Here is a 25,314-nt window from a genome sequence, read left to right on the forward strand (position 1 = left end):
CCCCGTCGCCACAACTGGCATAGTCCACTTATCGGAAGTGTCGAAGGGTGGGAGGGGCGATGTCCGATCAATTGACCATGGGCGGCTGGGTGATCGTGGGGGAGCAATGCTCGGTCCGCCTGGCCCCGGTCCCTCGCGACGACTACCTCGCGTTCGTCTTCGAAAGCGGCGGAACCGAATTCGAATTGGCCCTGGCTCCCGCGATCCTGCACCGCATGGTCGACCTCGGCGCCGGGCCGCCGGCGGCGTGACACTCCGAGGCCGGAGCGCGACGCGCCGGCATCCCGCCGAATGCCAGCTAGCCTCACCCGACAAGATCGCGTATGCACGGCAGAGGACCACCCGCTATGAACAGCCCCCTACCTACGACCGCGTCCATGTCCATGTCCATGTCCACGCGAGCGGATTCGACCGGCGATCTGCTCAGGGGGAGGACCGCTGTCGTCACCGGAGCCAGCCGGGGCATCGGCCGGGCCATCGCGATCAGGTTCGCGGCGGAGGGCGCGAACGTCGCGATGATCGCCCGGACTCAGGAGCCGCACCCGAAGCTGCCCGGCACGATCCATACCGCCGCGGCCGACGCGGCGGCCGCGGGCGGCGACGTACTGCCGCTGGTGGCGGATGTGCGCGACGACAAGGCACTGGCGGAGGCGGTCGATCGGATCGTCGAGCGCTTCGGCGGCATCGACATCCTGGTCAACAACGCCGGATCGGTCGATCTCACCGGTGCCGAGCAGATCGGCATGCGGCGCTACGACCACATGCAGGCTGTCAACGTCCGCGCCCCGTTCCTGCTGTCGAAGCTGGCGTTGCCGTACCTGCGCATCTCGGCGCAAGCCGGACGCAACCCACACATCCTTGCTCTCTCTCCGCCGCTCAACATGAGCCCCGAGCACGTCGGCAACGGCGTTGCCTACACCGTCTCCAAATACGGTGTCAGCATCGCCACCATCGGCTTGGCACACGAATTCCGGTCCTACGGCATCGCCGTGAACTCGTTGTGGCCCCGTACCAAGATCGACACCGCGGCGGTGCGCAACCTGCTCGGCGGCGAAGAAGCCGTCGCCGCGTCTCGCACCCCCTTCATCTGTGCCGATGCCGCTGTGCTGATCGTGACCAGTCCCGCGTCGGCCTACACCGGTCAACTGCTCTTGGACGAGGATGTCCTCGCTTCGCGCGGCAGCATCGACCTGGACCGATATCGGGTCGTGCCGGGCGCCGGTGCGCTCGCCAACGACCTCTTCGTCGACGGGTAGACCTGCGCGGAGTAAGCCGCTTACCTGCGCGGTAGACTATGACAGTCGTCATGATCGAGGGAGGAGCAGCGTGGCCGAGACTCCGCAGGCGCGGGAGCGGATGGTGGCCGGCGCCGCCGACATGATCCGCCGCCGGGGTCTGAACGCGACCAGCGTGCGGGAGCTGGCCAAGCACGCCCAGGCCCCGCTGGGCTCCACCTACCACTACTTCCCGGGTGGCAAAGCGCAGCTGGCGGCCGAAGCCGTGCAGTTCGCCGACGCGCTGGCCGCCCGCACACTCGGGAAAGGGCTGCCCGCCGGGCCCGTCGCCGGTCTGCGGTCGTTCGTGACCATGTGGCGGAAGGTGCTGTTGGACAGCGATTTCCAAGCGGGCTGCCCGGTGCTCGCGGTCTCGATCGAAGACCCGGGCGAGGACGACGGGCCGCAGCGGTCCGCCGCGGCCGCGTTCGAGAACTGGACCGGCCTGCTGGTGCGGTCGTTGCGCGACCACGGCGCGAGCGAGGTCGACGCCGAGCAGACCGCCACGCTGATCGTCGCCGCGGTCGAGGGCACGGTGGCGATGTGCCGGGTCGAACGCAGCACCCGCCCGCTCGACCGGACGGTGGACAAGCTCGAGTTCCTGATCAAAGCCGTCACCGACGAATGAGCACCGAACCAGGGCCCAGCTCCGGCACCGAAACTAGGCGGGTTTCGTCGCGCTGACGTACTGGAGCAGGCGATGCACCCGCTGGTCGATCTCCACCAAACCCTGCTCGGCGAACAGGGTCGGAAAAGTCCGCGTGCCGAACACCCGCAGACCGCTCAAACCGCCGACCACTCGGCTCACCTCGCCGACGGGGTTGGCGGCTCGATGACTGGTGGTGATCGCGATGCGGCCGCCGGGGGCGAGGACGCGGATCATCTCGCGGGCGGCGACGAGCGGGTCGGGAATGAGGTAGAGCGCGCCGAAACAGCAGACGGCGTCGAAGGTGCCGTCCGCGAACGGGAGAGACCGCGCGTCGCCGCGCAGATATCCGACGCGTGGTCCGGCGTTGTCGGCGACGGCGCGCGCCAGCATCGGCTCGGAGTAGTCCAAACCGATGGCGTAGCCGTCACCCGACACCGCCTCGCTCAGGTACCGGGTGAAATTGCCCGGCCCGCAGGCGATGTCGAGCACCTTCTGCGCGCCGCCCAGCCGCAGGGTGGCGACCGCGTCACGCCGGTCCGCCGCGGTCGTCCGTCCGCTGGCGAGATAGAACAGCGTCGGCCGCCAGGCTCGCTCGTACACCGCCGCGAGGGCGGGGGCGTTCATCGTTTTTCGTGCGAGGTTCACCGGGTGCGTCTCTCTCAGGCGCGGTCCACGGTGATGGTCATGCCCGCCGCGCGCAGCCGCTCGGTGAGCGCGTCGCCCATCGCGGCGGCAGGCGTGAGGATGCCCGTGAGCTCGGGTTGCTTGTCGGTGTCGAACGCCAGGCACAGGCCGCTCTCGCCGAGCAGCACCGCGGTGGCCTGGTAGCCCGGGTCGCCGGTGCCGGAGAAGGTGGCCACGTACTTCGCGCCCGAGGTGGTGTGCGCGAACGTCTTCATGGTGAACCAGCCGCTCTTGCGCGCCTTTTCGTCCGGCCCGGTGCCCGGCTTCGGCAGCACACGGTCCAGCAGCTTGCGGCCGGCGGCGGCCCGCGACAGCAGCGCGCCCGCGGTCAAGCCCGCCACGATGCCGCCCGCCATCCCTGCCGCGACCAGCGGCGCCACCCGCGACCTGCCCGCGCTCATCACTTCGCGGTAGCGGAAGTTCTTGCCGTACACCCAGCCGAGCAGCCCGTTGGTGCGGCGCACGATCTTGGTGTTGTGCGCGGCCATGACGAACGTGCTCACCCACCCGTCCAGGCTCGGGTCGATGGCATTCGCCCGGGACAGGGCCTGATCGGACTGACGGCCGACCTCGGGATCCATCGACTTGTCCGGGCTCAGCGAATACGGATGCGACAGCACCTTGCCCTTGGCCGGATCGGCGGCGACCGCTTCCATCATGGCGCGGCCGGAATCGATGGTCCCACCGCTGACGCCGCCCTTGAGCGAGGCGACCAGCGTGGTGTCGACGAGCTCGCCGGTGTTGTCCTCGACGGTGCGGCGGTAGAGCCGATAGACGCTCAGATCGGACGGAATCGAGTCGTAGCCGCAGGAATTGACGATTTTCGCACCCGTGGCGACGGCCTGTTCGTGATAGGTGTCGATGGCGTCGCGGATGAACAGCGGCTCACCGGTGAGGTCGGCGTAATGGGTGCCTGCCTTGGCGCACGCCGCCACCAGCGGCAACCCGTAGCGCAGGTACGGGCCGACCGTGGTGACCACGACCTTGGTGCGCGCCGCCAGCTCGTCCAGCGCGGTTTGGTCTTTCGAGTCGGCCACCACCAGGCCCCAGCCGGCGGCCTTCGGGCCGAGGTCGTCGCGCACTGCGGTCAGCTTGTCCAGCGACCGTCCCGCCAGCGCGATACGCGCGGATTCCGGGGCGGCCCCGAGCAGGTACTCCGCGGTCAGCTTGCCGACGAAGCCCGTCGCGCCGAAGAGGACTAGGTCGTATTCCCGAGTGTCTGCCATGGTCTTCCGTTCTGCGGTCGTGCCGCCGGTCGGCGGCTACTTCGTGGTCTTCTTGCGCGGACGTTGCGGCGCGGTCTGTGGGCGGTCGGCGAGCCAGGCGTGATGGACGCGGCCGAGCTCGGTGGCCGGTGGTTCGTCGTAGAGCCATTCGCGGGCAATGCGATGCCAGTTAGCGGTGCAGCCGAGCTGACCGAGCATGCCGAAGGTCAGGAAGTCGGCGCGGCGGGAGAAAAGATGTTCCGGCGGCAGGTTCTGCTGCTTCATGCCGGTGAACTCGCTGGCCCTCGGGTCCACCGCGAGCAGGAAGGCGCCGCTGGCCAGCTCCGGGGTGATGGTCAGTTCCTCGTCGACCAGACACCATTCCGAGGCGGCGAGCACGTATTCCAGGCACTCCTCGGCGCCGATCTCCTCCGGTGAATCGATGACACCGCGCCGGATCATCAACTCGCGCAGATCTTCCGCGCGGTCTTCCGCGGCGGCACGCAGACAGACCAGCTCGAACTGCACGTGCTCGGGATCCATCCGGTTGAACAGCCCGAAATCCAGGAAACCGACCCGGCCGTCCGCGGCCAGCAGCACGTTGCCGGGATGCGGGTCGCCGCAGAACTCGTTGAAGGTGAACAGCGACCCCATATAGAACCGGTAGATGATCTCGCCGATCCGGTCGCGCTCCGCCTGGGGCATCTGCCGGATCTCGTCGAAACCCTTGCCCTGGACGTACTCGGTGACCAGGACCCGCGTGGTGGAGAACTCCGGCAGCGAGCGCGGCACGATGACGAATGGGTGCTCGGCGTAGAGCTCGGCGAGCTGCAATTGGGTGGCCGCCTCGGCCCGGTAGTCGAGTTCGGCTTCCATGTTCAGCCGCAGCTCGTCCAGTACCGCGGGCGTCACCCACGGCATCGCGGACTGCAGAACGCGCCGGAACATGGCGAGATTCTTCAGGTCCGCGCGCACCGCGGCGTCGATGCCCGGGTACTGCACCTTCACCGCGACTCGGCGGCCGTCGTGTAGTCGCGCCCGGTACACCTGGCCGATCGAGGCGGCGGCGACGGGCTCGGCCTCGAACTCGGCGAAGACGGCGTCCAGCGGCTTGCCGAAATCATCCTCGATCACCTGGCGCATGGCCGCGAACGACACCGTGGGGGCCGCGTTGCGCAGCACGGCCAGGCGTTTCTGGAACCGCTCCCGGTGGTTTTCGGGCACCAGATCCAGATCCAGCACCGACATCATCTGGCCGAGCTTCATCGCGACGCCCTTCATGGTGCCCAGCACCATGACCACTTGCTCGGTGGTGCGAATCATGGATTCCTCGGCCATCTTCGCCCGGACGGCCTCGGATCTGCCCCGCATGGTCAACCGCGTGCGCTGGGTGCGAAGCACCGAACTGGCTGCTACCGCACCCAGCTTGGTGCCACGAGCAAGCCGAGAGGTCGGTACTTGCTTCGCCATCGAGGTACCTCCGTTGGTGCCGCGGTCGGAGCGACGGACGCGCAAGCGGCAGCGTGCGAGCCGTCGTGCCCGCGCGGACCGCCGTCGAGTACCGGCGCCGGCGGTGACGCAGCGCACTGGGCGCACCGCTCGGGTTCAGACTAGCCAAGGTTTCGGCAAAGTCGAGAGTGCCGGTGAACTTCAGCAAGCGGTCCAGCTAGCACCTGGGTCCACGGCCCCGGTCAGTCCTGCGCGGGTGCCTCGGGGCCGGGCAGCACATGCTGCTGCGCGTTGAACTTCGCGGGCGAGCCGCCCGCGCGGGCCATGCCCTCGATGGCGCTCCAGGCGAGCATGGTGAGGTAGTCGATCACGTCCTCGCGGGACAGCGACTTGTTGGTGGTCCACCAGTGCGTCGCCAGCTGAATTCCGCCGACCAGCACGTACGACGCCAGCGCGGCGCCCTCGGTCGCCACGCCCCGCTCCTGGGCGCGCTCGGTGATGACGGCGCACACCACCTCGGCGAAGAGCTTCTCGAACTCCGCGAGCGAGGATTGATCGGCCGAGCCGTTGCCCATGATGAACCGGTAGACCTCGGGGTCTTCGTCCACCGTCCCGACGTACTCGGCGAGCGCCGAGCGGACCAGCTGGTATTCGTCGGCGTCCAGGCTGATCGCGCCGTACACCCGCGGCATCAGGGTGGTCTCGATGAACCGCTGCATGGTCGCGTGGACCAGGTCGTTCTTGTCGGAGAAGTAGCGGTAGAGCACCGTCTTGGAGACGCCGATCTCCGCGGCGATCTCGTCCATGCCCGCGTTGCTGCCGCGGGCACGCACCGCGGCGAGGGTGCCGTCGACGAGTTCCTCGCGGCGGTCGATCTTGTGTTGCCGCCACCGGCGCTTGCGGCCGTCCGTCCGGCCGCCGCGCACCGCCGACGGTCGCTCGCCGATATCGACAAGGTCTTCGGTGGACAGCGTGGGCTCCCTCGTTCGTATGTGCTCGGTGGCTACCAGCTTAGGTCCCCGCTACCCGTGATATGCGCTTTTGAGCCCGGATGCGGTATGAACCACAGCATCGGGCGCGTCCGGGGTGTCCACATCGCGCTCGCCCGCTCGCCCACTCCGCCGCGCACAGCAGAATGGGAGGCATGGAGAAAGCTCCCGGCAACACCGCGGTGGTGGATGCCCCCGCCGGGCCTGCCGCCGCGCCCTTCGGCTTCGCTGCCGTACTCGACGAGGCGGCCAAGCGTCGTGACCTCTGGCGGATGAAGGCGTTCGCCACCGGCATGCTCGCCCTGGCCACCGCGATCTATCTGTTCTGTCGCTGGACCGAATCGCGGGGGGCGGGCGGCGACTGGGTGGGCTATCTGCGGGCCGCGTCCGAGGCGGGCATGGTCGGCGCGCTGGCGGACTGGTTCGCGGTGACCGCCCTGTTCCGTCATCCACTCGGCCTGCCGATTCCGCACACAGCGATCATCCGGCGCAAGAAAGACCAGCTCGGCGCCAGCCTCGGTACCTTCGTCGGCACGAACTTCCTGGCGCCCGAAGTGGTGTCGGCGAAGGTGAGCTCCGCGCAGGTCTCCTGGCGGGTCGGGCGCTGGATGGCCGATCCCGGTCATGCCGCACGGGTCGCACAGGAGAGTTCGACGATCCTGCGGGCCGTCGTCGGCGTGCTGCGTGACGAAGACGTGGAGCAGGTGATCGACAACACCATCGTCAAGCGGATCGCCGAGCCGCTGTGGGGTCCGCCGATCGGGCGGGTGCTCGCGGAACTGCTCGCCGACAACCGGCAGCTGGCGTTGCTGGATCTGCTCGCCGAGCGGGCGCACCAATGGGCGCTGGGTTCGCAGGAGACGATCGACCGAATCGTGCTGCGGGACGCGCCGCAATGGGCGCCCAAGTTCGTCAACATCCTGCTCTCCGAACGGATCTACCGGGAACTGGTCGAGTTCACCTGGAAGATCCGCTCCGATCCGGAGCACGAAGTCCGCCTCGCCGCGAATCGTTTCCTGGAGGAATTCGCCGAGGACCTGCAAAACGACGACGCCATGATCAAGAAGGCGGAGCGCATCAAGGCGCAGATCATGGGCCGGGAGGAAATCACCGGGCTGGCCTCGGCCACTTGGCGCGCGGCGAAGCGGCTGATCCTGGAGTCCGCCGACGATCCGCGCAGCACGCTGCGGCGCAAGGTCGCCGAGAACGTGCAGCAGCTCGGCGAGCGGTTGCGCGACGACGCGGACATGCGCGCCAACGTGGACGGCTGGATCGACCGCGGCGCGCGCTACTTGGTGGAAAACTATGCCGGTGAGATCAGCACCCTGGTCACCGACACGGTTGCCAAGTGGGATGCCGAAGAGGCGAGCAAGAAGATCGAATTGCAGGTCGGCCGGGATCTGCAATTCATCCGCATCAACGGAACCGTCGTCGGTTCGCTTGCCGGACTGGCGATCTACACGATTTCCCATCTGATGTTCGGTGGTTGAGCCGCGGCACGCGGTCCGTTTGCCCGAACACTGCTAGCAGACTGCTTGCAATAGCTAGCACCCTGTCCTAGAATCGAACTCGTACAACCGCCAGAAGGTGAGTGATGGCAGACCAGCCCGAGGTTTCCGCCGAGTACACCGACAGATCGGACGAGCACTCGTCCGGCGTCGGCGAACGAGGGGGTCGCGTCGTCAGTGCGGCGCACGACATCGGAGGCTTCATCAGGGCGCAGCGAGAAGCCGCGCAAGTCTCGCTGCGACAGCTCGCCCAGCTGGCGGGGGTGAGCAATCCGTACCTCAGTCAGATCGAGCGCGGATTGCGCAATCCGTCCGCCGAAGTGCTCACGCAGATCGCGAAAGCGCTGCGGGTCTCCTCGGAGGTCTTGTACGTACGGGCCGGCTATCTCGAGCAGCGGCCGCACAGTCCGGTCCGGGACGCCCTGCTTGCCGACACGTCCATCAGTGAGCGGCAGAAGCAGGTGCTACTGGACATCTATGAATCGTTTCGCCGGGAAAACGGAGGAAACGAGGCAGGGGGGGATGTATGGGACAGCGACGTTCCGCGCACGACAACCGACACTCCGCCACGCCAGGAGAACGAAACATCATGACCGAGAAGAACGCCCCCGTCACCAAGCCCTTGCTCGCCACCGTCGGCGCGGGTGACGCCCTCTACGCCGCCGTCAACGACGTGGTCGCCCAGGTGCGCGACCGCGCGGCCACCACCGACGTGCAGGCCCGGGTGGAGGAGGCGCGCGAGCGCTTCGCCAACGTCCCGGCCGATGTCCAGGCGCAGTTCGAGTCGCTGCGCGAGCGACTGTCCGGGCTGCCGTCGGAGCTGCCCGAGGACCTCGCCGAGCTGCGTGAGAAGTTCACCGCCGAAGAGTTGCGCACGCTGGCCGAGAAGTACTACCGGCAGGCGCTGGACCTTTACGCCGACCTCGCCGTCCGCGGTGAGGAGGCCATCGATCGCCTGCGCGCCAACCACCTGGTCGAGGAGCGGATCGGCAAGGTCGAGACCATCTACGGCGACGCGGTGAGCCGCGCCGAGGACGTGTTCGGGCGCGTCAACGGGCTGTTGGGCCGCCCGGCCAAGGTCGAGGACACCGAGACCGAGGCCGAGACCGAGGCCGCGCCGGTCGTCGAAGCCGAGGTCGTCGAGGTGACCACGGAGGCCACCCCGGCTCCGGTGACGAACGGTGCGCCGAAGAAGGCCCCGGCCAAGAAGGCGACCACCACCACCCCCGCCGCCGCGGCCAAGAAGGCGCCGGTGAAGAAGGCCGCTCCCAAGAAGGCCTGACCCTCCGCCGTTCCGGCTGTCCGACGCCCTCGCACACCTCTGGTGTGCGGGGGCGTTGCTTCTATGATGGGTGGGGTGAATATGGTGCACGGATTGACCGGGATGATCTTGCTGGTGCTGTGGCTGGCGGCGCTCGGTGCGACGATTTTCGCGCTGATCCACGCCGTGCGTCAGCGTCCGGACGCGTTCACCGCGGTGGACAAGCTGACCAAGCCGATCTGGCTGGCGATTCTCGGGGCGGCTGTGCTCGTGCTCGTCCTCTCGCCCGCGGGTCTGGGCCTGCTCTCTTTCGCGGCGATCATCGCGACCGGCGTCTACTTGGCCGACGTCCGGCCCAAGGTCGACGAAGTGCAGCGGGGTCCGCGCTGGTGAGGGCGGAGATCGCCGACTGATCAGGGTGCTTGCACTAGCAAGCGGTGCGAATCGGGGTTACTGTATCTAGCAGTAACACAAAGGAGTGTCCGATGCGTGCCATGCTGCCGACCGCGTTGACGAGCTTCCCGGGGCTGCTCCGGAGCTTGCGCGACGCGCACAGCGCCGACTTGCGTTCCCGTACCTACCGGACCGCCGCGTTCAACCCGCCGACCGTGCCCCATGAGGTGATCCCGGTCCGCGCCGGGGACGGCGCCCGGCTGCGGGTACACGCCTACGGTCCGTCGGACAAGCCGGCCATCGTGCTCGTGCACGGGTGGACCTGCTGCCTCGAATACTGGAATCCGCAGATCAATGCGTTCGCCGGGGATTACCGAGTGATCGCCTACGATCAGCGCGGCCACGGTGAGAGCGATTACGGCCCGGGCGACCTGAACATGGACCTGCTGGCCGACGACTTGGCCGCGGTGCTCGACGCCGCGCTCGCGCCCGGACAGCGGGCCGTGCTGGTCGGTCACAGTCTCGGCGGCATGACGTTGCAGGCGTGGGCGGGACGCTACCCCGAGCGGGTCGCGCGCCAAGCGCACGCGGTGCTGCTGACCAATACCGCGGCCGACCGGCTGATCCTGGAGACCACGGTGGTGCCGCTGCTGAACCGGCCGTGGCGGCTGCTGCAGTTGAAGGTGCCGCTGCCGTTCCTGTTCGGCAGGCTGGGGCTCGGCACCCCGATCGTCTTCCCGCCGATCGCACCGGTGCGCTGGATGTTCGCGCGACAGATCCTCAGCACCGCGGCCAAAGGTGAGCTGCTGGACTTCAGCATGGCCATCGTGCGATCGTGCCCGGCCTGGGTCCGCTCCAAGTTCGGCTTCCTGCTCGCCACGATGGATGTGGGGGAGGCGGCGCGCAATCTCGTGGTACCCACCACGGTTCTCTCGGGACAATTCGACGACATGACCCCGCCGGTCCACTCCGAGCGGATCGTCGAGTTGCTGCGGCAGACGGGCAGTCTCGTGCGCTACCAGGTGCTGCCGACCGGCCATCTCGGCAATGTGGAGGCCTACGAGCGGTTCAACGAGGAGCTCGGGCGCGTGCTCGCCGAAGTGGGCAAGCGCACCCGCGCCGACCTCGCGGGCTGACGCGTCGGGGCGGCGTTCGCGCCGGTCAGGAGAAGACGACCGTCCGGCGGCCGTGCACCAGCACGCGGCCCTCCAGATGCCAGCGCAGCCCCCGCGCCAGGACCACCCGCTCGATGTCGCGGCCTTGGCGGACCATGTCGCGCACCTCGTCCGCGTGGTCGATGCGGATGACGTCCTGCTCGATGATCGGGCCCGCGTCCAGCTCCGCGGTCACGTAATGGCAGGTGGCTCCGATCAGCTTCACGCCGCGGGCGAATGCCTGATGGTAGGGGCGAGCGCCGACGAACGACGGCAAGAAGCTGTGATGGATGTTGATGGCTTTGCCCGCCCAGTGCTCACACAGTTCGGCGGGTAGCACCTGCATGAACCGCGCCAGCACCACCGCGTGCGGGTCGTGCGCGTCCACCAGGGCGCGGACCTCCTCGAACGCTGGACCGCGCTCGGCCGGGTCCTTCGGGAACGGCACGTGATGGAATTTCACCCCGTGCGCCTCCGTCATCGCCGCGAGATCCGGGTGGTTGCCGATCACCGCCTCGATGGTGGCGGGCAGCTCACCGCTGGCGGCGCGCCCGAGCAGATCGTGCAGGCAGTGGCCGTCCTTGCTGACCAGCAGGACGGCGCGGCGGCGCGCGCGGGAGTCCAGCAGTTGCCATTCGGTCTTCGGGCCCAGGTCGGCCGCCACCCCGGCGAACCGGTCACGCAGTTCCTCGATCTCGAACGGCACCGTCGCCGCTTTGATCGCCTGGCGAGTGAAGAACCAGCCCGTCTCCACGTCGGAGTGGTACCCCGCCTCCACGATCGACCCACCGAACTCGGCGATGAACGACGTGATACCGGCGATGATGCCCGGACGATCCGGGCAGCCGAGCGTCAGCACATAGCGGCGGTCGTCCAGGACGGGCGGAGCGGAACTCATGCGTTCATCCTCCCAGGTGCGCCACGCGGGATGCGCCGCGCCTCGGCACAGCCTTCGAGAGGGTTCCAGGGCAGGTTGTCGGTTTGCGAGGTGAGTTCCGACCTGGCCGCATCGACCGCGTACGCCGAACTCATGGCCACCGCCCGCGCCGGCGGGCCGCGATCGGCCCGGCTACTTCGCCGCGACGGCGGGCGCCACGAACATGGCCGTGGCCACACGCGATACCGCGCCCTTCCAGGCTGCCGGAGTACCCGTCATCGACCCGTAGGCTCAGTGCCCCGCTATGCGCTCGGCTCGGGCGGGCCGAACTCCACCCGGTCGGCCATGAGTCGTCATCGCTCGACTATTCGTGTCGTGTGTCAGAGGTGGTAAAACGGTTCCGCGTAGTGGAATTCGCCGACTAGCTGGGAGTCGTAGGCCGACAGGGAGCGGACCTGGAAGTGACTGATCCAGGCCGGGTCGTCCGGTGTGATGCCGAGACGGGCGGCGGGGACGAAACCGAAGCGCGGGTAGAACTCCAGGCTGCCGAGCAAGCCGATCAAGGGCTCGTCGAGGGCGTCGGCGGCGCCGAGAGCCGCGTGCATGAGGGCCGAGCCGACTCCAGAGCCTTGATGGTCGGCGAGAACACCGATCGGGCCGAGCGCCAGCACGGGGAACGGGCCGACGGCGGCTCTGGTCAGGCACAGGTGGCCGACCACGCTGTCGTGCTCGATCGCCACCAGGGAGAGCGTCGGTATCCAGCCCTCGTCGCTGCGCAACTGCGCGACCAGGTCCACCTCGGGCGGGTCCGCGCTGTCGCCGGACACGCCGGCACCATCGCAGTCACCGGTAGTGGCATAGCGCGGTCCGAATGCGCTGCGATGCACCGCGGCGATCGCAGCGGCGTCGTCGGCGCGTTCGCGACGGATCAGCACAGTCGTCTCCTCCCGAACGAAGTAGGGCCCATCCGCACACGTTAGTCGGTCGACCGTGGCGAGACGTTCTCCGATGCGCCATCAGCTACGAGTGTGCGGGAAGTGCCGATAGGCGCGCAACGGAATTCACCTCCGGTGTGCCAGACTCTCACCCCATGGCTAGTTCCACGTCGCTGACCAGGGCCGAAGTGGCCGCCATGACCGATCACACGCTGCTCGCCCCGGAGGCGACGCCCGGCGAGGTCGACGCGCTGATCGAGGACGCGCGGGCATTGGGCGTACTCGCGATCTGTGTGTCGCCGTCCATGTTGCCGGTGCGCGCGCCCGGACTGGTGGTCGCGACGGTCGCCGGATTCCCTTCGGGAAAACATCATTCGCTGGTGAAGGGCGCCGAGGCGCGGCTCGCGGTGGACCAGGGGGCGGCCGAGGTCGACATGGTGATCGACGTCGGCGCGGCCCGCGCGGGTGACTACACGGCGGTGCTCGCCGACATCGTCACGGTGCGCGAGGCGGTCGGCGATCGGGCGCTGCTGAAAGTGATCATCGAATCCGCTGCGCTGCCGGACGAAGCGATCGCGCAGGTGTGCCGGGTCGCCGAGCGTGCGGGAGCCGATTTCGTGAAGACTTCCACGGGATTCCATCCCGCCGGCGGCGCTAGCGTCCACGCGGTGCGGTTGATGGCCGAAACGGTCGGCGGGCGGCTCGGGGTGAAGGCCAGCGGCGGGATCCGGACCGCGGATGCGGCCGCGGAGCTGATCGCGGCGGGTGCGACTCGGCTCGGGCTGTCGAGATCTCGCGAGGTGCTCGACGGCTTCGCGCCCTGACCGGCAGTCGAAAAACGTTCGCGGATCCGGGGTTCGCCCCGAAGCGCCGCCGCGACGCCCGAAGACGTTGCGGCAGGACGCGTTCAGCAGCGCATGTCGGAGCTGTCGCCCGCGGGTTCGAGCTGGGTGCGGCCACCAGCCAGGTGGACCGCGAGGCCGGAGTCGGTGACCTGGAGTTCGGTCGCCGCCATGCCGAGCGGGTAGCTCTGCAAGCTTTGAGTGAAGAGGTCGACGATGCTCTGCACCAGGTCGGCGGGCAGGCCCATGCCGAGCAGCTCCGCCGACATGGTCTCCACCTGCACCGCCCCGTTCACGATCTGCGGCTTCAGCTGGAGTTCGGCGAGGCCGCCGAGCACCGACAGGGTGAGCAGGCCGGTACTCGCCGAGGAGCTCACGTCACTGACCATGCCGCCGAGGGTCTCCTTGATCCCCTCGTTGCTCCAAGTGACATCGGCCGAGGAGCTACCGATCTCGCCCCCGCCGTGGTCGGCGAGGTCGACATCCCGGAAGACGGCGTGCACCACCATTCCGACGGCGGGACCGAACTTGCTGTCGTCGCTGTTCACCCGCACCGAGGGCACCTTGCCGTCGATCCAGGTGATCAGCATCGGCTTCGGGCCGAAGCCGACGTCGATCTTCGATCCCATCTCCTTCTCGAATTGCGAGCTGATGCACTTCGACACCGTGTGCCTGGCATAGGCCTCGCCGCCGACCAGGATCGTGGCGAGCAGAACAGCTACCACGGTCAGGGCGATCAGCAGGGCTCGCCGGTTGATCGTCTTGGTGGAGGTTGTGTTCGTACTCATGGCGAAAATTCTTCCCGACCTTTCTGTGCCGTCTCTGAGGAGGCAGTGAGGGGTTCGAATGTGACATGAAGCACAAAAACCGAGCGTAGCCTGATGCCCATGGCTGGCGATGCGGCAAGCCGCGCGATCGGATCCGCGGAACAAGGATGGCGTGTTCTGCGCCGCTGGGCCGGTCGGCACGCCGGTTTCTTCACCACCAGGCAGGTGCTGCGCACGGGATGTGGGTCGCGAGTGCGGGCTGGCCTCGGCGACGGCTCGGTGACCAGGGCCGGAATCGGCGTGCTGCGCTTGGCCGAGTGGCCGGAAGGTCCGCTCGACGAATACGCGATGTGGGCGGCCTGGTTCGACGGCGCCGCGGTCGTCTCCCATCAGAGTGCGGCGGAGTTGCACGGGTTCGGCAGCCTGTGCCCGCGGTTCCTGCACCTGTCGGTGCGCGCGGGACGCCCACCGGTGACGCCGCGGCTGGCGGTCGTGCGCCGGTCGCTGGCCGGCGCCGACGTGGAATCGGCGGGACCGTTCCTGGTGACGACGCCGGTGCGCACAGTGCTCGACCTGGCTGAGGGCGATATCGGGCAGGCGGCTTTGAATGAGGTGGTCGCCGACGCGGTCGCCATCGACCGCTGCGCGGGCCGGGAGATCACCGATGCGGGTGCGCGCCTCTCGCCCCGCGCCGCGCGACGGATGTACCAGGCGCTAGCCGTAGCGTGACGAAACTCTTGCTAGCCCGGGCCGAGCGGCGCGACGGCCGACCACGGCACCGAGAGCACGTTGTCGCGCAGGCGACGGCGGTAGGGGCGGATCGGGATGCCTTCCGCGCGCAACGCCTGGGCGGCCGCACGCCAGCGGACACGCGGTCCGAAAGGCGTCATCGGCGCGGCATGGGCCCACGCACGATCGGCGGCAGCGAGCAGCGCGTGAATGGGTTCACCGGGAATGTTGCGGTGGATCAACGCCTTGGGCAGGCGTTCGGCGAGGTCGGAGGGCCGCTCGACGGTGAACGGGTCCCAGGCCAGCGTGAGCGAGCGCGGCCCGTCGCGGTCGAGCAGGATCCATGCGCAGCGTCTGCCCAATTCGTCGCAGGTGCCGTCGATCAGCAGTCCGTCCGGCGCCAGCCCCGCCAGGACGGTCGACCAGGCGTCCGGGACCGCCGATTCCGGGTACTGCCGCAGCACATTGAAGGCGCGCACCAGAACGGGTCGCAGTCCGGCCAGTTCGAAGCCGCCGCGTGCGAAGGTGACGCCGTCGCGGCCGGGCACCACGCGCTGCGGATCGATCTCGAGCCCGACCACCCGCACGTCGGCGCGGATCGTGCGCAGGCGCGCGGCCAGCTCGAAAGTGGTCCATGGGCTCGCGCCGTACCCGAGGTCGACCACCAGCGGATCGGGCGCGCGGGTCAGCCGGTCGGCGACGAGGTCGTCGTTGATCAGCCTGCGGTCGCTGCGGCGAAGGCGGTTGACGGCGGTGGTGCCACGGGTGATGGTGCCGACCGGTCCGGTCAGCGAGTGGGGTGCTGTTCTTCCAGCCACTGAACCGTGAATTCGGCCTCGCCGCGGAACAGGTCGACCAGGTTCACCAGCATCAGCTGTTCCAGGCGCGGCCCGACCATGGGGATGAACACCTTCGCTTCCGAGGAGAAGCGCATGGTGCATCCGGTGTCGGTGGGGAACAGGCGGATGGTGCCGCCGAGGCTGCCGGGGCCCGCTGGAATGGCCGCCGAGTACTTGCCGGTGATCTCGTCCGGGGCGAACGGGCTGTAGCTCTCCTTGCGGGTGATCACCATGTCCTTGCGGATCACCGTCTGGGCGATCTCCGGCAGCATCTCGCGGGGCAGGACGTGGTGCAGTTCGACGTCGATCCCGCCGTCGCCCGCCTCCAGCCGGACCACCTCGTTGCCGGGCGAGTACTTCCTCATCTCTTGCATCCGCGCGTCCCAGTAATCGCGGTTCGACAGCGCCGCGTACAGCTCTTTTGTGGTGTGCAGCGGATAGCGGGCGGAGTAGTCCAATCGGCGTGCCATGGGCTCACACGTTACTGGGTGCGGTGCCGCCGACCTCGGCGGGCGGGTGGAGTGCGGACGTGCCACGAACGCGGGGCCCGCACGGTGTGACGTCGAACAATGTCCGCTTCTCCCGCGGGGCTCAGTGCTTGGCGAGCCAGTCGCCGGTGAATTCCGCCTCGTTCTTCAGCAGCTCGGTGAGGTGCTCCGCGATCGCCTTCTCGATCTTGCTGCCGAACAGCGGGATCTTCACCTCGATGGTGCCTTCGACCGTGGCGACGGCACCGGAGCCGTCGGCGGCCAGGGTGACGGTGCCGCGCACCTCGGCGGGCGCGCCCTCGACGCGGGCTTCGAAGTCGGCCCGATCACCGGTCCAATCTTCGACGCGCGGGATGACCAGATCGCCGGGGCGCACCGCGGTGACCGCGGCGGGCAGCTGTTCGGCGGGGATGGCCTGCACCATCTCTACGCGCACCTGGTCACCGCTGACGGTGACCGAATCCAGCCGGGCATTGGGGCCGCCGACCGCCGCGATGCGATCCTTCCAGTACTGATCGTTCGCGAATGCCGCGCGTACCGCGGCGGGCGGAGAGGAGTAGCGGGCCGTGTACGCCAGCGGTGTAGCCATGGGTGCACACGCTACCGTGCAGCACCGGAACCACACGAGTGGTGCCGGTTGATCTGCGCACAGGCTGAATACGGCTCGCGTAGCCATCAGCGCGAACGCTCCCGTGTGACGCTATCCGTTCGCGGCGGAATACGCCGACCCGTGGCCACCGACACGCACGCTACCGTGTAGCACCGTGCGAACTTCACGAGTGGCGCCGTCGGACCTCCTCGCCGGTACCGGTGCGCGGCTGCGCGCCGATGTGCGGCTGGCGGAGCTGACCACACTCCGGGTCGGCGGGCCCGCCCTGGTCGCCGAATGCGCGACGACCGAGGCCCTGGTCGCGACCGTGCGCGCGCTGGACGCGGCGGGCGTCCCGGTACTGCTGCTCGCGGGCGGCTCGAATCTGCTCATCAGCGACGACGGCTTCGACGGCGTGGTGGTTCGGATCGCCACCACCGGCGTCGAGATCGGCGACGGCGGTGTGGTCGCCGAGGCGGGCGCGAACTGGGACGCCGTGGTCCGTGCCACGGTCGAGGCCGGTCTCGGGGGTCTGGAGTGCCTGTCCGGCATTCCCGGCTCGGCGGGTGCGACGCCCGTGCAGAACGTGGGCGCTTACGGCGCGGAGGTGGCCGCCCTGCTGCGCCGGGTGCGCCTGCTGGACCGCGCGAGCGGGGAGATCCGCTGGGCGGAGCCCGGCGAACTGAGCTTCGGTTATCGCACCAGCGTGCTCAAGCACCGTGACGATGCCGTCGTGCTCGCGGTCGACTTCGCGCTGCGCCCAGACGGTTCCAGCGTGCCGCTGCGTTACGGCGAACTGGCCTCGGTGCTGGGCGCCGGGGACGGTGAGTCCCGGCCCGCGGCGCAGGTCAGGGACGCGGTGCTGCGGTTGCGCGCGGGCAAAGGCATGGTGCTCGATCCCGCCGACCACGACACCTGGAGCGCCGGTTCGTTCTTCACCAACCCGGTGGTCGCGCCGGAGCGGGTGGCGCAGGTGCGCAGCGCGATCGCCGCGCACCTGGGCGATGTCGCGGTGCCGACCTACCCGGCGCCGGACGGGGTCAAGTTCTCCGCGGGCTGGCTGATCGAACGTGCGGGTTTCGCCAAGGGCTTCCCCGGCGCCGAAGCACCCGCCCGGCTGTCGACGAAACACACTCTGGCGCTGACGAATCGCGGTGCCGCCACGGCGGCCGATCTGGTGGCGCTGGCTCGGACGGTCCGCGACGGCGTCGCCGAGCGCTTCGGAATCCGGCTGGAGCCGGAGCCGGTCACCGTGGGCGTCACGCTCTGACGCGCTGAGGCCGACACCACACGCCGCGGAAACGAGTCGGTCCGCGCGCCGCGCGTAGATTCGACGAAGTGAACCACCGCACCATGATCCGCCGATCGGTTGCCGTGGTGTCGGCCGTCCTGCTGGTGGTCGTCGCCCTGGTGACCGGTTGCACGATAGGCCGCGACTCCGGCCCGTCGAGCCGGGACGCCGGTCCGATCGCCGAAGTGACGTTGACCCCCGCCGACGACGACGCCGACGTCAACCCGACCGCGCCTGTGTCGGTGACGATCAGCGACGGCACGATCGATCAGGTCGCGCTGACCAACGCCGCGGGCAAGCAGGTCCGCGGCGAACTCGCGCCGGACCGGCGCGGCTATACCATCACCGAGCCGCTCGGCTACGACGCCACCTACACCTGGTCGGGCACCGCTGTCGGCACCGATGGCAAGCCGGTCCCGATCGATGGCTCGTTCCGCACCCTCGCACCCAAGAGCACTGTCCCCGCGACCCTGAACATCGGTGACAACCAGGAGGTCGGCATCGCGGCGCCGCTCATCCTGCAGTTCAAGTCCTCGGTCGTGAACAAGGCGGCGGTGGAGAAGGCGCTGACGATCACCACCGACCCGCCCACCGAAGGCGCGTGGGCCTGGTTCCCGGACGACGGCGGCTCACGCCTGCACTGGCGTCCGAAGAACTACTGGACCCCGGGTACGAGCGTGCACGTCTCGGCCCGGCTCTACGGACTGGACCTGGGCGGCGGCAATTACGGCGATTCCGATCTGACCACGGATTTCCGCATCGGCCGCAGCCAGATCGTCAAGGCGAGCGCGCCGAGCCACCGCATCCAGGTGGTGCGCGACGGGCGGATTGTGTTCGATTTCGCGGCCAGTTACGGCGAGGGCAACGAACCACGCAACGTGACTCGTTCCGGCGTTCACGTGGTCACCGAGAAGTACGAAGACTTCATGATGTCGAATCCGCCCTACTACACCAATGTTCGCGAGCGCTGGGCGGTACGCATCTCCAACAACGGCGAATTCATCCACGCCAACCCGGAATCGCTGTCGGCACAGGGGTCGGCGAATGTCACCAACGGGTGCATCAACCTGTCACCCGCAGACGCCCAAGCGTATTTCCCCACGGCTCTGTACGGCGATCCGGTCGAGGTGACCGGAACCTCGATCCCGCTCTCGGCCGCCGACGGCGACCTCTACGACTGGACCATCGACTGGAGCACCTGGAAAACCATGTCGGCGTTGCAGGGTGCGCCATCGGCCGTGGTCTCCGCCACGCCGTTGCCGCCGCAGCCGGCGGGAGCGCGCTGAATCGGTGCTAGCGCGCCTTCACGTTCTGCTCGTCGAGTTCGCTGTCGGCCGAGTGTTCCGCTTCGATCTTGCGGTCGGCGGACTGCTGGGCACGGACCGCCTCGTGCCGCTCGGCGAGCAGGTCGCGGATCTCGGTCAGCAGCTCGATCTGGGTCGGCTCGGCGACCTTGGGGGTGCCGAAGCGGTTCTTGATCGTCTTCATGGGCAGGATCAGCGCGAAGTACAGCACCGCGGCGACCATGGCGAAATCGATGGCGGCCGTGATGATCGGGCCGACGGCGATGAAGGTGGCGGGCTTGGAGGGGATCAGTTGAACGCCCAGCCCGAGTTCATTGGTGTCGCCGAACACCGCGAGCAGCGGATTGATGACGCCCTTGGTCACCGAGGTCACCACGGAGGTGAATGCGGTGCCCATGACGACGGCGACCGCGAGGTCGATGACGTTCCCGCGCATCAGGAACTCTTTGAAGCCCTTGAACATGAGCCGAATTACTCCCATCCGATGTCCTTACGCTGACAGCTGCTCGGATGCTAACGGCTCGGGTCGAACAGCGAAGGCCGAGCAATTCGCGGCCGGGCTCAGGTCATCGACCCAGTAATGCGGTTCAGCTATGAATAGTTCAGGTGCGGCGGGCGAATCGGCCCGCGTCGGCCTGGTCACGCGGTTTGATGATGATCTGATCCAGGTTCACATGCGCGGGCCGCGACGCGACGAACCCGATGACCTCGGCGATGTCTTGGGCGACCAGCGGGTCGATGCCGTCGTACACCTTGGCTGCCCGCTCGGCGTCGCCGCCGAATCGCACCAGCGAGAACTCGGTTTCCACCGCGCCGGGGGCGATCTCGGTCAGGCGCACCGGCTGCCCGAGCAGCTCCCCGCGCAGCGTGCGGTGCAGTACGGCCTGCGCGTGTTTGGCGGAGGTGTAACCGGAACCGTTGTCGTAGGCGGTGAACGCGGCCACCGAGGTGACGGTGACGATCAATCCGTCGCCGGAGGCGATCAGTTTCGGCAGCAGGGCTTTGGTGACGCGCAGCGTGCCGAGCACGTTGGTCTCCCACATCCAGCGCCAGTCGTCCAGATCGGCCTCGGCCACCGACGCGAGGCCCTTGGCGCCGCCGGCATTGTTGACCAGCACGTCGACGCGTCCGACCGCTTCGCCGAACGCTCGCACGGACTCGTCGGAGGTGACGTCGAGTTCCACTGCGGTGCCGCCGATCTCCGCGGCGAGGCGACGCAGGCGATCGACCCTGCGCGCACCGACGTAGACGTGATAGCCCTGCTTCGCCAGCTCCCGGGCGGTGGCCTCGCCGATGCCCGAGCTGGCTCCGGTGACGACGGCGCTGCGAGTGCTCATGCCGGTAGATCCTAGGTGCGCGAGGTTTGCCGGATCGCCTGCGGTCACCGGAACGGCGGTTAGCCTCGGTGCATGGCTATTCGGGACGTGGTGAGCGCGGACGGTACGAACATCGTCTATCGGGTGAGTGGTCCCGCGCACGGTCGCCCCTTGCTGCTGCTGCACGGCTGGTCGGCGAACCTGCGCTGCTGGGGCGGAGCCGCCGACGATCTCGCCGCGCGCTACCGGGTGATCGCCGTCGACCTGCGCGGCCACGGCTACTCCGACGCGCCCGCGGCGGGCTACGACGATCCGAAGAACTGGGCGGCCGACCTCGCGGCGGTACTGGCGGCCGAGGGGATCGCGTCCGGCGCGGTGCTGCTCGGCTGGTCCTACGGGGGGATCGTGCTGTCGGACTACTTGACCGCCTACGGCACGGACGCCGTCGCGGGTGTCGTCTACACCGGCTCGATGGCGAACATCGGACCCGGTGTGCCGGGCGCGGCGACCGGCCGCATGATGGGCGAGGCCATACCGGGGGTCTTCGAGGAGAGCGCGGGGCGGGCCGTGCGTGCCTTCGGTGTGTTCGGCAACGCCAACACCGGACCGGGCGCGGACAAGGGGCCGGACGCGCAGCGTCTGTTCGGGGCGAGTCTGGCCACCCCGCCCGCGGTGCGCAAAGCGCTGTTCTACCGGACCGTCGACAACACCGAGACACTGCGCGCGCTGGACGTTCCCGTGCTCGTCCTGCACGGGACCGCCGACCAGGTCGTCCCGATCGAGAACGGCCGCTACATCGTCGAGGCCGCCCCGGATGCGCGTGCGTCGTTCTGGGAAGGCGCCCAGCACGGGCTGTTCATCGAGGACCGTCCCCGCTTCGTCGCCGAGGTGAGCGCGTTCGTCGAGAGCCTGTGACCGGATTCATGTCCGGCCTGTGATAGCTCTCACTTGCCGCGGATAGCGTGTCTGGGCCGGGGAACGCAACGTGCACTATGGATAGTGTGAGCCAGCGCCCGGGCCTACGGCCGAACCGTATCGCCGTGTTATCGGTGCACACCTCACCACTCGCGCAGCCGGGCACCGGCGACGCGGGCGGCATGAACGTCTATGTCCTGCAAACGGCCGTCGAGCTGGCCCGCCGCGGCACCGAGGTGGAGATCTTCACCCGGGCCACGGCATCGAACGTCCCGCCCGTCCAGGAGGCGGCGCCCGGCGTGCTGGTGCGCAATGTGGTGGCAGGCCCGTTCGAGGGGCTGGACAAGCACGATCTGCCCACCCAGCTGTGCCCCTTCACCGCGGAGGTGCTGCGGCAAGAGGCCCGGCATCTGCCCGGCTACTACGACCTGGTGCACTCGCACTACTGGCTGTCCGGCCAGGTCGGCTGGCTGACCAGGGACCGGTGGCGGGTGCCGCTGGTGCACACCGCGCACACCCTGGCGGCGGTGAAGAACCTCGCGCTGGCCGAAGGTGACTGCCCTGAACCGGCGACCCGCGAGATCGGCGAGAAACAGGTGATCGCCGAATCCGATCGGCTGGTCGCCAACACCGCCGAAGAGGCGCGCCAGCTGGTCGAACTCTACGGCGCCGACCCCGAGCGCATCGACGTCGTACCGCCCGGCGCCGATCTGAGCCGCTACCGCCCCGGTGACAAGGCTGCCGCCCGCGCCGAACTCGGGTTGGCCGCCGACGAACGGATCGTCGCGTTCGTCGGCCGGATCCAGCCGTTGAAGGCGCCCGATGTGCTGGTGCGCGCCGCGGCCGAGGTCTTACGCGCCGACCCGGAGCGCAAGTTGCGCGTGCTGATCGTGGGCGGTCCGTCCGGCAGTGGATTGGAGCGGCCGCACGCGCTGATCGAGCTGGCCGCCGAGCTGGGCATCGCCGAGCGGGTCAGCTTCCTGCCCCCGCAGCCGCCGCAGCGGTTGGTGCAGGTCTACCGCGCCGCAGACCTGGTCGCGGTGCCGAGCTACAGCGAGTCCTTCGGCTTGGTCGCCATCGAGGCGCAGGCCAGCGGCACCCCGGTGCTGGCCGCCGACGTCGGTGGTCTCGGCACCGCCGTGCGGCACGACGTGTCCGGTCTGCTCGTCCCCGGACATCGCACCGCGGACTGGGCGAACGCGCTGGGCCTGCTGCTGGACGACCCCGACCGCCTGCACCGGATGAGCGAGCGGGCCGTCAAGCACGCGGCCAATTTCTCCTGGGCGCACACCGCCGACGGGCTGCTCGCCAGCTACGCCGCGGCCCTGGCCGGATTCCGGGACGAACGCACGGCGCTGGGCGGCCGCGGTCTGGCGCACAGCGTCGTGCGGGAGGATGCGTACGACCCGGCTTCGGCCGACCGCACCGGCCCGGCCGGTGAGCTGACGGCCGCCCTGCTCGGCGAGACCAGCCAGGCCAGATCACGGGCGCTGTGGCGGCGCCGGATGGGAGTACGCCGGTGAACGAGGTACAGGCAACCGCGCAGCTCATCGACGAGACGCTGCGCGATCGGGAGATCGAGTACACCCGGCCGGGGGAGGACACCTTCGTCGTCGTCCTGCCCGGTGAGCGCAAGCTCAAGACCACGGTGATGCTCACGGTGGGCAAGCACGGGGTCCGCGTCGAATCGTTCGTCTGCCGCAAACCGGACGAGAACTTCGAAGGCGTCTACAAGTTCCTGCTGCGCCGCAACCGCAGGCTCTACGCCGTCGCGTACACCCTCGACCGGGTGGGCGACATCTACCTGATCGGCCGCCTGTCCGCGCATGCCGTCACCCCCGACGAACTGGACCGGGTGTTCGGGCAGATTCTCGAGGCCGTCGACGCCGACTTCAACGTGCTGCTGGAACTCGGCTTCGCCGAATCCATCCGGCGGGAATGGAAGTGGCGCGTCTCGCGCGGCGAATCGCTGCAGAACCTGCGCGCCTTCGAGCATCTGGTCGACTCCGCCGACAAGCCCTGACCGGTCGCCGGATCCGGCCCGCCATGGCACCGGCCGGGTGACAATCGCGGACGGCTCGGATCGGCGAAGGGATACGGCGTTGGCGGTTCTCGCTCTGGACATCGGCGCGACGAAGTTCGCGGCCGGGGTAGTCGGCCCCGGTTCCGAGGTGCACGAAGTACGCCGGGTGGACGTGCCGGAGGCGGGTGTATGGGAGGCCTGTCGCGGACTGCTGCTCGCGGTGGCGGGGCCGGAGCCGGTCGGTGCCGTGGGGATCGGTGCGGCCGGTCCGGTGGACGCGCGGACCGGCGTCACCGGTCCGTTGAACATTCCCGAGTGGAAAGCGGGCTTCCCGGTCGTCGCCGCGGTGCGAGAGCTGTTCCCCGACGCCACCATTCGCTTCGCCATCGATGGCGCCTGTCTCGCGCTGGCCGAACACCGCCTCGGCGCACTGCGCGGTGTGCCCGACGCGCTGGCCATGACGGTGTCGTCGGGGATCGGGGGCGGGATCGTCGCCGGGGGCAAGGTGCTGCTCGGACGCACCGGCAATGCCGGGCACGTGGGGCACATCGTCGTGCCCGGCTGGGACACACCCTGCGGTTGCGGCGGTCGGGGCTGCGTCGAGGCGGTCGCGAGCGGCATGTCGTCGGTGCGCTGGGCGCGCGAACAGGGCTGGTCCGGTGGCACCGGTATACAGCTGGCCGCGGACGCGCGGGCGGGCGACGAGATCGCGGTGGCCGCCCTGCACCGGGCAGGCACCGCGCTCGGCGCGGCGATCGCCTCGGCCGCCGCCCTGCTGGACGTCGACCGGGTGGTGATCGGCGGCGGCTTCGCACAATCCGGTGCGCCGCTGTGGGATCCGCTGCGCGCCGCGGTGGACGCGCACGCCGGGCTGAAATTCCTGCACGGCTTGCGGGTGGAGCTCTCCGCGATCACCCAAGGTGCCACGCTGGCGGGCGCGGGTGTGCTCGCCACGGAGCGCACCGCGGACGAACCGGCCTGACATCGCGCTTTCCCGCGCGGGTGGTGGCGGACGGGGCGGGAACCGATGCGACCCGGACGGGCGCGCATGGGAGGATGGCCGCATGACGTACACCCTCGTGCTGCTGCGCCACGGCGAAAGCGAATGGAACGCCCTGAACCTGTTCACCGGCTGGGTGGACGTGCATCTGACCGACAAGGGCATCGCCGAGGGCAAGCGGGCCGGAGAGCTGCTGGCCGAGCACGGCATCCTGCCGGACGTCGTCTACACCTCGCTGCTGCGCCGGGCGATCTCCACCGCGAACATCGCGCTGGACGCCGCCGACCGGCACTGGATCCCGGTGATCCGGGACTGGCGGCTCAACGAGCGCCACTACGGTGAGCTGCAAGGCAAGAACAAGGCGCAGGTCCGGGAGAAGTACGGCGACGAGCAGTTCATGCTGTGGCGCCGCAGCTACGACACCCCGCCGCCGCCGATCGACCCGGCCAACGAGTACAGCCAGGAAGGCGATCCGCGCTACGCGGGCATCGACGTACCCAAGACCGAGTGCCTGCTCGACGTGGTCGACCGGATGGTGCCGTACTGGGAGTCGACCATCTCCAAGGATCTGCTGTCCGGCAAGACCGTGCTGGTCGCCGCGCACGGCAATTCGCTGCGCGCACTGGTCAAGCACCTCGACCGGATCTCCGACGAGGACATCGCCGGCTTGAACATCCCGACCGGCATCCCGCTGCGCTATGAGCTGGACGAGAACCTCCGCCCGGTTCGCCCGCACGAGTACCTGGATCCGGAGGCGGCCGCCGCGGGCGCCGCCGCCGTCGCCGGTCAAGGCGGTAGATAACCCGCACACCGCGAACTACGCAACGCGCTGC

Annotated in this window: 29 protein-coding genes; 17 read left to right on the forward strand and 12 right to left on the reverse strand. The window is 69.0% G+C overall.

Annotated elements, in window-relative coordinates; all coding sequences use genetic code 11:
- Positions 1-59 precede the first annotated feature (59 nt).
- From ACFU5M_RS06265 to ACFU5M_RS06275, 3 genes are all read left to right on the forward strand, one after another.
- Positions 60-251 (forward strand): hypothetical protein, encoded by a 192-nt coding sequence (locus tag ACFU5M_RS06265; RefSeq protein ID WP_379044620.1) that lies wholly within the window; start codon positions 60-62, stop codon positions 249-251.
- A gap of 96 nt (positions 252-347) precedes the next feature.
- Positions 348-1,256 (forward strand): SDR family oxidoreductase, encoded by a 909-nt coding sequence (locus ACFU5M_RS06270; RefSeq protein WP_379044623.1) that lies wholly within the window; start codon positions 348-350, stop codon positions 1,254-1,256.
- A gap of 100 nt (positions 1,257-1,356) precedes the next feature.
- On the forward strand, positions 1,357-1,902 hold the full coding sequence (locus ACFU5M_RS06275) for a TetR/AcrR family transcriptional regulator (RefSeq protein ID WP_379044760.1): 546 nt from the start codon (positions 1,357-1,359) through the stop codon (positions 1,900-1,902).
- A 33-nt stretch (positions 1,903-1,935) separates the two neighbouring features.
- On the opposite strand, the gene ACFU5M_RS06280 is transcribed toward ACFU5M_RS06275, so the two are convergent.
- From ACFU5M_RS06280 to ACFU5M_RS06295, 4 genes are all read right to left on the reverse strand, one after another.
- Complete coding sequence (locus ACFU5M_RS06280) at positions 1,936-2,547, reverse strand: class I SAM-dependent methyltransferase (protein WP_379044626.1); 612 nt, start codon at positions 2,545-2,547, stop codon at positions 1,936-1,938.
- 35 nt (positions 2,548-2,582) lie between these two features.
- Positions 2,583-3,833 carry a saccharopine dehydrogenase family protein gene (locus tag ACFU5M_RS06285; protein ID WP_379044630.1) on the reverse strand — a complete coding sequence of 417 codons (1,251 nt, stop codon included), beginning with the start codon at positions 3,831-3,833 and terminating at the stop codon, positions 2,583-2,585.
- 36 nt (positions 3,834-3,869) lie between these two features.
- A complete protein-coding gene (locus ACFU5M_RS06290; protein WP_379044634.1) occupies positions 3,870-5,282 on the reverse strand; it encodes an ABC1 kinase family protein in 1,413 nt (470 codons plus the stop codon).
- Positions 5,283-5,503: 221 nt separating this feature from the next.
- A complete protein-coding gene (locus ACFU5M_RS06295; protein ID WP_379044637.1) occupies positions 5,504-6,187 on the reverse strand; it encodes a TetR/AcrR family transcriptional regulator in 684 nt (227 codons plus the stop codon).
- A 218-nt stretch (positions 6,188-6,405) separates the two neighbouring features.
- Between ACFU5M_RS06295 and ACFU5M_RS06300 the strand changes: the two genes are divergently transcribed.
- The 5 genes from ACFU5M_RS06300 to ACFU5M_RS06320 all read left to right on the forward strand — a co-directional run bounded on the left by ACFU5M_RS06300 (position 6,406) and on the right by ACFU5M_RS06320 (position 10,548).
- Positions 6,406-7,740 (forward strand): DUF445 domain-containing protein, encoded by a 1,335-nt coding sequence (locus ACFU5M_RS06300; protein WP_379044640.1) that lies wholly within the window; start codon positions 6,406-6,408, stop codon positions 7,738-7,740.
- A gap of 104 nt (positions 7,741-7,844) precedes the next feature.
- A complete protein-coding gene (locus ACFU5M_RS06305; protein ID WP_379044644.1) occupies positions 7,845-8,351 on the forward strand; it encodes a helix-turn-helix domain-containing protein in 507 nt (168 codons plus the stop codon).
- Positions 8,348-9,040, forward strand: a complete 693-nt coding sequence (locus ACFU5M_RS06310) for a heparin-binding hemagglutinin (RefSeq protein WP_379044647.1) — start codon at positions 8,348-8,350, stop codon at positions 9,038-9,040. Before ACFU5M_RS06305 ends, ACFU5M_RS06310 begins: the two co-directional genes overlap by 4 nt.
- Positions 9,041-9,121: 81 nt before the next feature.
- Positions 9,122-9,412, forward strand: coding sequence for a DUF2516 family protein (locus ACFU5M_RS06315; RefSeq protein ID WP_379044763.1), 291 nt, complete (start codon positions 9,122-9,124; stop codon positions 9,410-9,412).
- Positions 9,413-9,504: 92 nt separating this feature from the next.
- Entirely contained in the window at positions 9,505-10,548 is a 1,044-nt protein-coding gene (locus ACFU5M_RS06320; protein WP_379044650.1) for an alpha/beta fold hydrolase, read from the forward strand.
- A gap of 25 nt (positions 10,549-10,573) precedes the next feature.
- Here ACFU5M_RS06320 and purU read toward each other — a convergent pair whose 3' ends face one another.
- Together purU and ACFU5M_RS06330 are read right to left on the reverse strand one after the other, a co-directional pair.
- On the reverse strand, positions 10,574-11,464 hold the full coding sequence (purU, locus tag ACFU5M_RS06325; RefSeq protein ID WP_379044654.1) for a formyltetrahydrofolate deformylase: 891 nt from the start codon (positions 11,462-11,464) through the stop codon (positions 10,574-10,576).
- A gap of 359 nt (positions 11,465-11,823) precedes the next feature.
- Complete coding sequence (locus ACFU5M_RS06330) at positions 11,824-12,378, reverse strand: GNAT family N-acetyltransferase (RefSeq protein WP_379044657.1); 555 nt, start codon at positions 12,376-12,378, stop codon at positions 11,824-11,826.
- A 155-nt stretch (positions 12,379-12,533) separates the two neighbouring features.
- Between ACFU5M_RS06330 and deoC the strand changes: the two genes are divergently transcribed.
- Positions 12,534-13,202: a deoxyribose-phosphate aldolase gene (gene deoC / locus ACFU5M_RS06335; RefSeq protein ID WP_379044660.1), complete on the forward strand. Its 669-nt coding sequence runs from the start codon at positions 12,534-12,536 to the stop codon at positions 13,200-13,202.
- Between the two features lie 83 nt (positions 13,203-13,285).
- Here the strand turns inward: deoC and ACFU5M_RS06340 are convergent, their stop codons facing one another.
- Positions 13,286-14,008 carry a DUF2993 domain-containing protein gene (locus tag ACFU5M_RS06340; protein WP_379044663.1) on the reverse strand — a complete coding sequence of 241 codons (723 nt, stop codon included), beginning with the start codon at positions 14,006-14,008 and terminating at the stop codon, positions 13,286-13,288.
- 99 nt (positions 14,009-14,107) lie between these two features.
- Here ACFU5M_RS06340 and ACFU5M_RS06345 point away from each other — a divergent pair, with 99 nt between their 5' ends.
- Positions 14,108-14,716 carry a hypothetical protein gene (locus ACFU5M_RS06345; protein WP_379044667.1) on the forward strand — a complete coding sequence of 203 codons (609 nt, stop codon included), beginning with the start codon at positions 14,108-14,110 and terminating at the stop codon, positions 14,714-14,716.
- A gap of 11 nt (positions 14,717-14,727) precedes the next feature.
- Here ACFU5M_RS06345 and ACFU5M_RS06350 read toward each other — a convergent pair whose 3' ends face one another.
- The 3 genes from ACFU5M_RS06350 to ACFU5M_RS06360 all read right to left on the reverse strand — a co-directional run bounded on the left by ACFU5M_RS06350 (position 14,728) and on the right by ACFU5M_RS06360 (position 16,632).
- Entirely contained in the window at positions 14,728-15,534 is an 807-nt protein-coding gene (locus ACFU5M_RS06350; protein ID WP_379044670.1) for a class I SAM-dependent methyltransferase, read from the reverse strand.
- Positions 15,504-16,025 (reverse strand): DUF2505 domain-containing protein, encoded by a 522-nt coding sequence (locus ACFU5M_RS06355; protein ID WP_379044674.1) that lies wholly within the window; start codon positions 16,023-16,025, stop codon positions 15,504-15,506. Before ACFU5M_RS06355 ends, ACFU5M_RS06350 begins: the two co-directional genes overlap by 31 nt.
- A gap of 121 nt (positions 16,026-16,146) precedes the next feature.
- The gene (locus ACFU5M_RS06360) at positions 16,147-16,632 is read right to left on the reverse strand and encodes a DUF2505 domain-containing protein (RefSeq protein ID WP_379044677.1); all 486 of its coding nucleotides are present in this window, start codon (positions 16,630-16,632) and stop codon (positions 16,147-16,149) included.
- Between the two features lie 190 nt (positions 16,633-16,822).
- Here ACFU5M_RS06360 and ACFU5M_RS06365 point away from each other — a divergent pair, with 190 nt between their 5' ends.
- Together ACFU5M_RS06365 and ACFU5M_RS06370 are read left to right on the forward strand one after the other, a co-directional pair.
- A complete protein-coding gene (locus ACFU5M_RS06365) occupies positions 16,823-17,902 on the forward strand; it encodes a UDP-N-acetylmuramate dehydrogenase (protein ID WP_379044766.1) in 1,080 nt (359 codons plus the stop codon).
- A gap of 83 nt (positions 17,903-17,985) precedes the next feature.
- Positions 17,986-19,209 carry an Ig-like domain-containing protein gene (locus ACFU5M_RS06370; protein ID WP_379044769.1) on the forward strand — a complete coding sequence of 408 codons (1,224 nt, stop codon included), beginning with the start codon at positions 17,986-17,988 and terminating at the stop codon, positions 19,207-19,209.
- Positions 19,210-19,216: 7 nt separating this feature from the next.
- Here ACFU5M_RS06370 and mscL read toward each other — a convergent pair whose 3' ends face one another.
- Both mscL and ACFU5M_RS06380 read right to left on the reverse strand, forming a co-directional pair.
- On the reverse strand, positions 19,217-19,708 hold the full coding sequence (gene mscL, locus ACFU5M_RS06375; RefSeq protein ID WP_379044680.1) for a large conductance mechanosensitive channel protein MscL: 492 nt from the start codon (positions 19,706-19,708) through the stop codon (positions 19,217-19,219).
- Between the two features lie 121 nt (positions 19,709-19,829).
- Complete coding sequence (locus tag ACFU5M_RS06380) at positions 19,830-20,564, reverse strand: SDR family NAD(P)-dependent oxidoreductase (RefSeq protein WP_379044683.1); 735 nt, start codon at positions 20,562-20,564, stop codon at positions 19,830-19,832.
- 72 nt (positions 20,565-20,636) lie between these two features.
- Here ACFU5M_RS06380 and ACFU5M_RS06385 point away from each other — a divergent pair, with 72 nt between their 5' ends.
- From ACFU5M_RS06385 to ACFU5M_RS06405, 5 genes are all read left to right on the forward strand, one after another.
- Positions 20,637-21,458: an alpha/beta fold hydrolase gene (locus ACFU5M_RS06385; RefSeq protein WP_379044686.1), complete on the forward strand. Its 822-nt coding sequence runs from the start codon at positions 20,637-20,639 to the stop codon at positions 21,456-21,458.
- Between the two features lie 77 nt (positions 21,459-21,535).
- Complete coding sequence (gene mshA / locus ACFU5M_RS06390; RefSeq protein ID WP_379044689.1) at positions 21,536-22,981, forward strand: D-inositol-3-phosphate glycosyltransferase; 1,446 nt, start codon at positions 21,536-21,538, stop codon at positions 22,979-22,981.
- Positions 22,978-23,481 (forward strand): YbjN domain-containing protein, encoded by a 504-nt coding sequence (locus ACFU5M_RS06395; protein ID WP_379044692.1) that lies wholly within the window; start codon positions 22,978-22,980, stop codon positions 23,479-23,481. Before mshA ends, ACFU5M_RS06395 begins: the two co-directional genes overlap by 4 nt.
- Before the next feature lie 79 nt (positions 23,482-23,560).
- On the forward strand, positions 23,561-24,463 hold the full coding sequence (locus ACFU5M_RS06400; RefSeq protein WP_379044695.1) for an ROK family protein: 903 nt from the start codon (positions 23,561-23,563) through the stop codon (positions 24,461-24,463).
- Between the two features lie 82 nt (positions 24,464-24,545).
- Entirely contained in the window at positions 24,546-25,283 is a 738-nt protein-coding gene (locus tag ACFU5M_RS06405; RefSeq protein ID WP_379044698.1) for a phosphoglyceromutase, read from the forward strand.
- The last annotated feature ends 31 nt before the right edge of the window (positions 25,284-25,314 follow it).

It is taken from the genome of Nocardia sp. NPDC057455, assembly GCF_042802775.1.
In the GTDB taxonomy this organism is placed as follows: domain Bacteria; phylum Actinomycetota; class Actinomycetes; order Mycobacteriales; family Mycobacteriaceae; genus Nocardia.

Excerpts from the sequence above, each read along its gene's own strand:
- ACFU5M_RS06265 (WP_379044620.1), top strand. The coding sequence starts at position 60 with ATGTCCGATCAATTGACCATGGGCGGCTGGGTGATCGTGGGGGAGCAA.
- ACFU5M_RS06270 (WP_379044623.1), top strand. The coding sequence starts at position 348 with ATGAACAGCCCCCTACCTACGACCGCGTCCATGTCCATGTCCATGTCC.
- ACFU5M_RS06275 (WP_379044760.1), top strand. The coding sequence starts at position 1,357 with ATGGTGGCCGGCGCCGCCGACATGATCCGCCGCCGGGGTCTGAACGCG.
- ACFU5M_RS06280 (WP_379044626.1), bottom strand. The coding sequence starts at position 2,547 with ATGAACGCCCCCGCCCTCGCGGCGGTGTACGAGCGAGCCTGGCGGCCG.
- ACFU5M_RS06285 (WP_379044630.1), bottom strand. The coding sequence starts at position 3,833 with ATGGCAGACACTCGGGAATACGACCTAGTCCTCTTCGGCGCGACGGGC.
- ACFU5M_RS06290 (WP_379044634.1), bottom strand. The coding sequence starts at position 5,282 with ATGGCGAAGCAAGTACCGACCTCTCGGCTTGCTCGTGGCACCAAGCTG.
- ACFU5M_RS06300 (WP_379044640.1), top strand. The coding sequence starts at position 6,406 with ATGGAGAAAGCTCCCGGCAACACCGCGGTGGTGGATGCCCCCGCCGGG.
- ACFU5M_RS06305 (WP_379044644.1), top strand. The coding sequence starts at position 7,845 with ATGGCAGACCAGCCCGAGGTTTCCGCCGAGTACACCGACAGATCGGAC.
- ACFU5M_RS06310 (WP_379044647.1), top strand. The coding sequence starts at position 8,348 with ATGACCGAGAAGAACGCCCCCGTCACCAAGCCCTTGCTCGCCACCGTC.
- ACFU5M_RS06315 (WP_379044763.1), top strand. The coding sequence starts at position 9,122 with ATGGTGCACGGATTGACCGGGATGATCTTGCTGGTGCTGTGGCTGGCG.
- ACFU5M_RS06320 (WP_379044650.1), top strand. The coding sequence starts at position 9,505 with ATGCGTGCCATGCTGCCGACCGCGTTGACGAGCTTCCCGGGGCTGCTC.
- purU (WP_379044654.1), bottom strand. The coding sequence starts at position 11,464 with ATGAGTTCCGCTCCGCCCGTCCTGGACGACCGCCGCTATGTGCTGACG.
- deoC (WP_379044660.1), top strand. The coding sequence starts at position 12,534 with ATGGCTAGTTCCACGTCGCTGACCAGGGCCGAAGTGGCCGCCATGACC.
- ACFU5M_RS06340 (WP_379044663.1), bottom strand. The coding sequence starts at position 14,008 with ATGAGTACGAACACAACCTCCACCAAGACGATCAACCGGCGAGCCCTG.
- ACFU5M_RS06345 (WP_379044667.1), top strand. The coding sequence starts at position 14,108 with ATGGCTGGCGATGCGGCAAGCCGCGCGATCGGATCCGCGGAACAAGGA.
- ACFU5M_RS06355 (WP_379044674.1), bottom strand. The coding sequence starts at position 16,025 with ATGGCACGCCGATTGGACTACTCCGCCCGCTATCCGCTGCACACCACA.
- ACFU5M_RS06360 (WP_379044677.1), bottom strand. The coding sequence starts at position 16,632 with ATGGCTACACCGCTGGCGTACACGGCCCGCTACTCCTCTCCGCCCGCC.
- ACFU5M_RS06370 (WP_379044769.1), top strand. The coding sequence starts at position 17,986 with ATGATCCGCCGATCGGTTGCCGTGGTGTCGGCCGTCCTGCTGGTGGTC.
- mscL (WP_379044680.1), bottom strand. The coding sequence starts at position 19,708 with ATGGGAGTAATTCGGCTCATGTTCAAGGGCTTCAAAGAGTTCCTGATG.
- ACFU5M_RS06380 (WP_379044683.1), bottom strand. The coding sequence starts at position 20,564 with ATGAGCACTCGCAGCGCCGTCGTCACCGGAGCCAGCTCGGGCATCGGC.
- ACFU5M_RS06385 (WP_379044686.1), top strand. The coding sequence starts at position 20,637 with ATGGCTATTCGGGACGTGGTGAGCGCGGACGGTACGAACATCGTCTAT.
- mshA (WP_379044689.1), top strand. The coding sequence starts at position 21,536 with ATGGATAGTGTGAGCCAGCGCCCGGGCCTACGGCCGAACCGTATCGCC.
- ACFU5M_RS06405 (WP_379044698.1), top strand. The coding sequence starts at position 24,546 with ATGACGTACACCCTCGTGCTGCTGCGCCACGGCGAAAGCGAATGGAAC.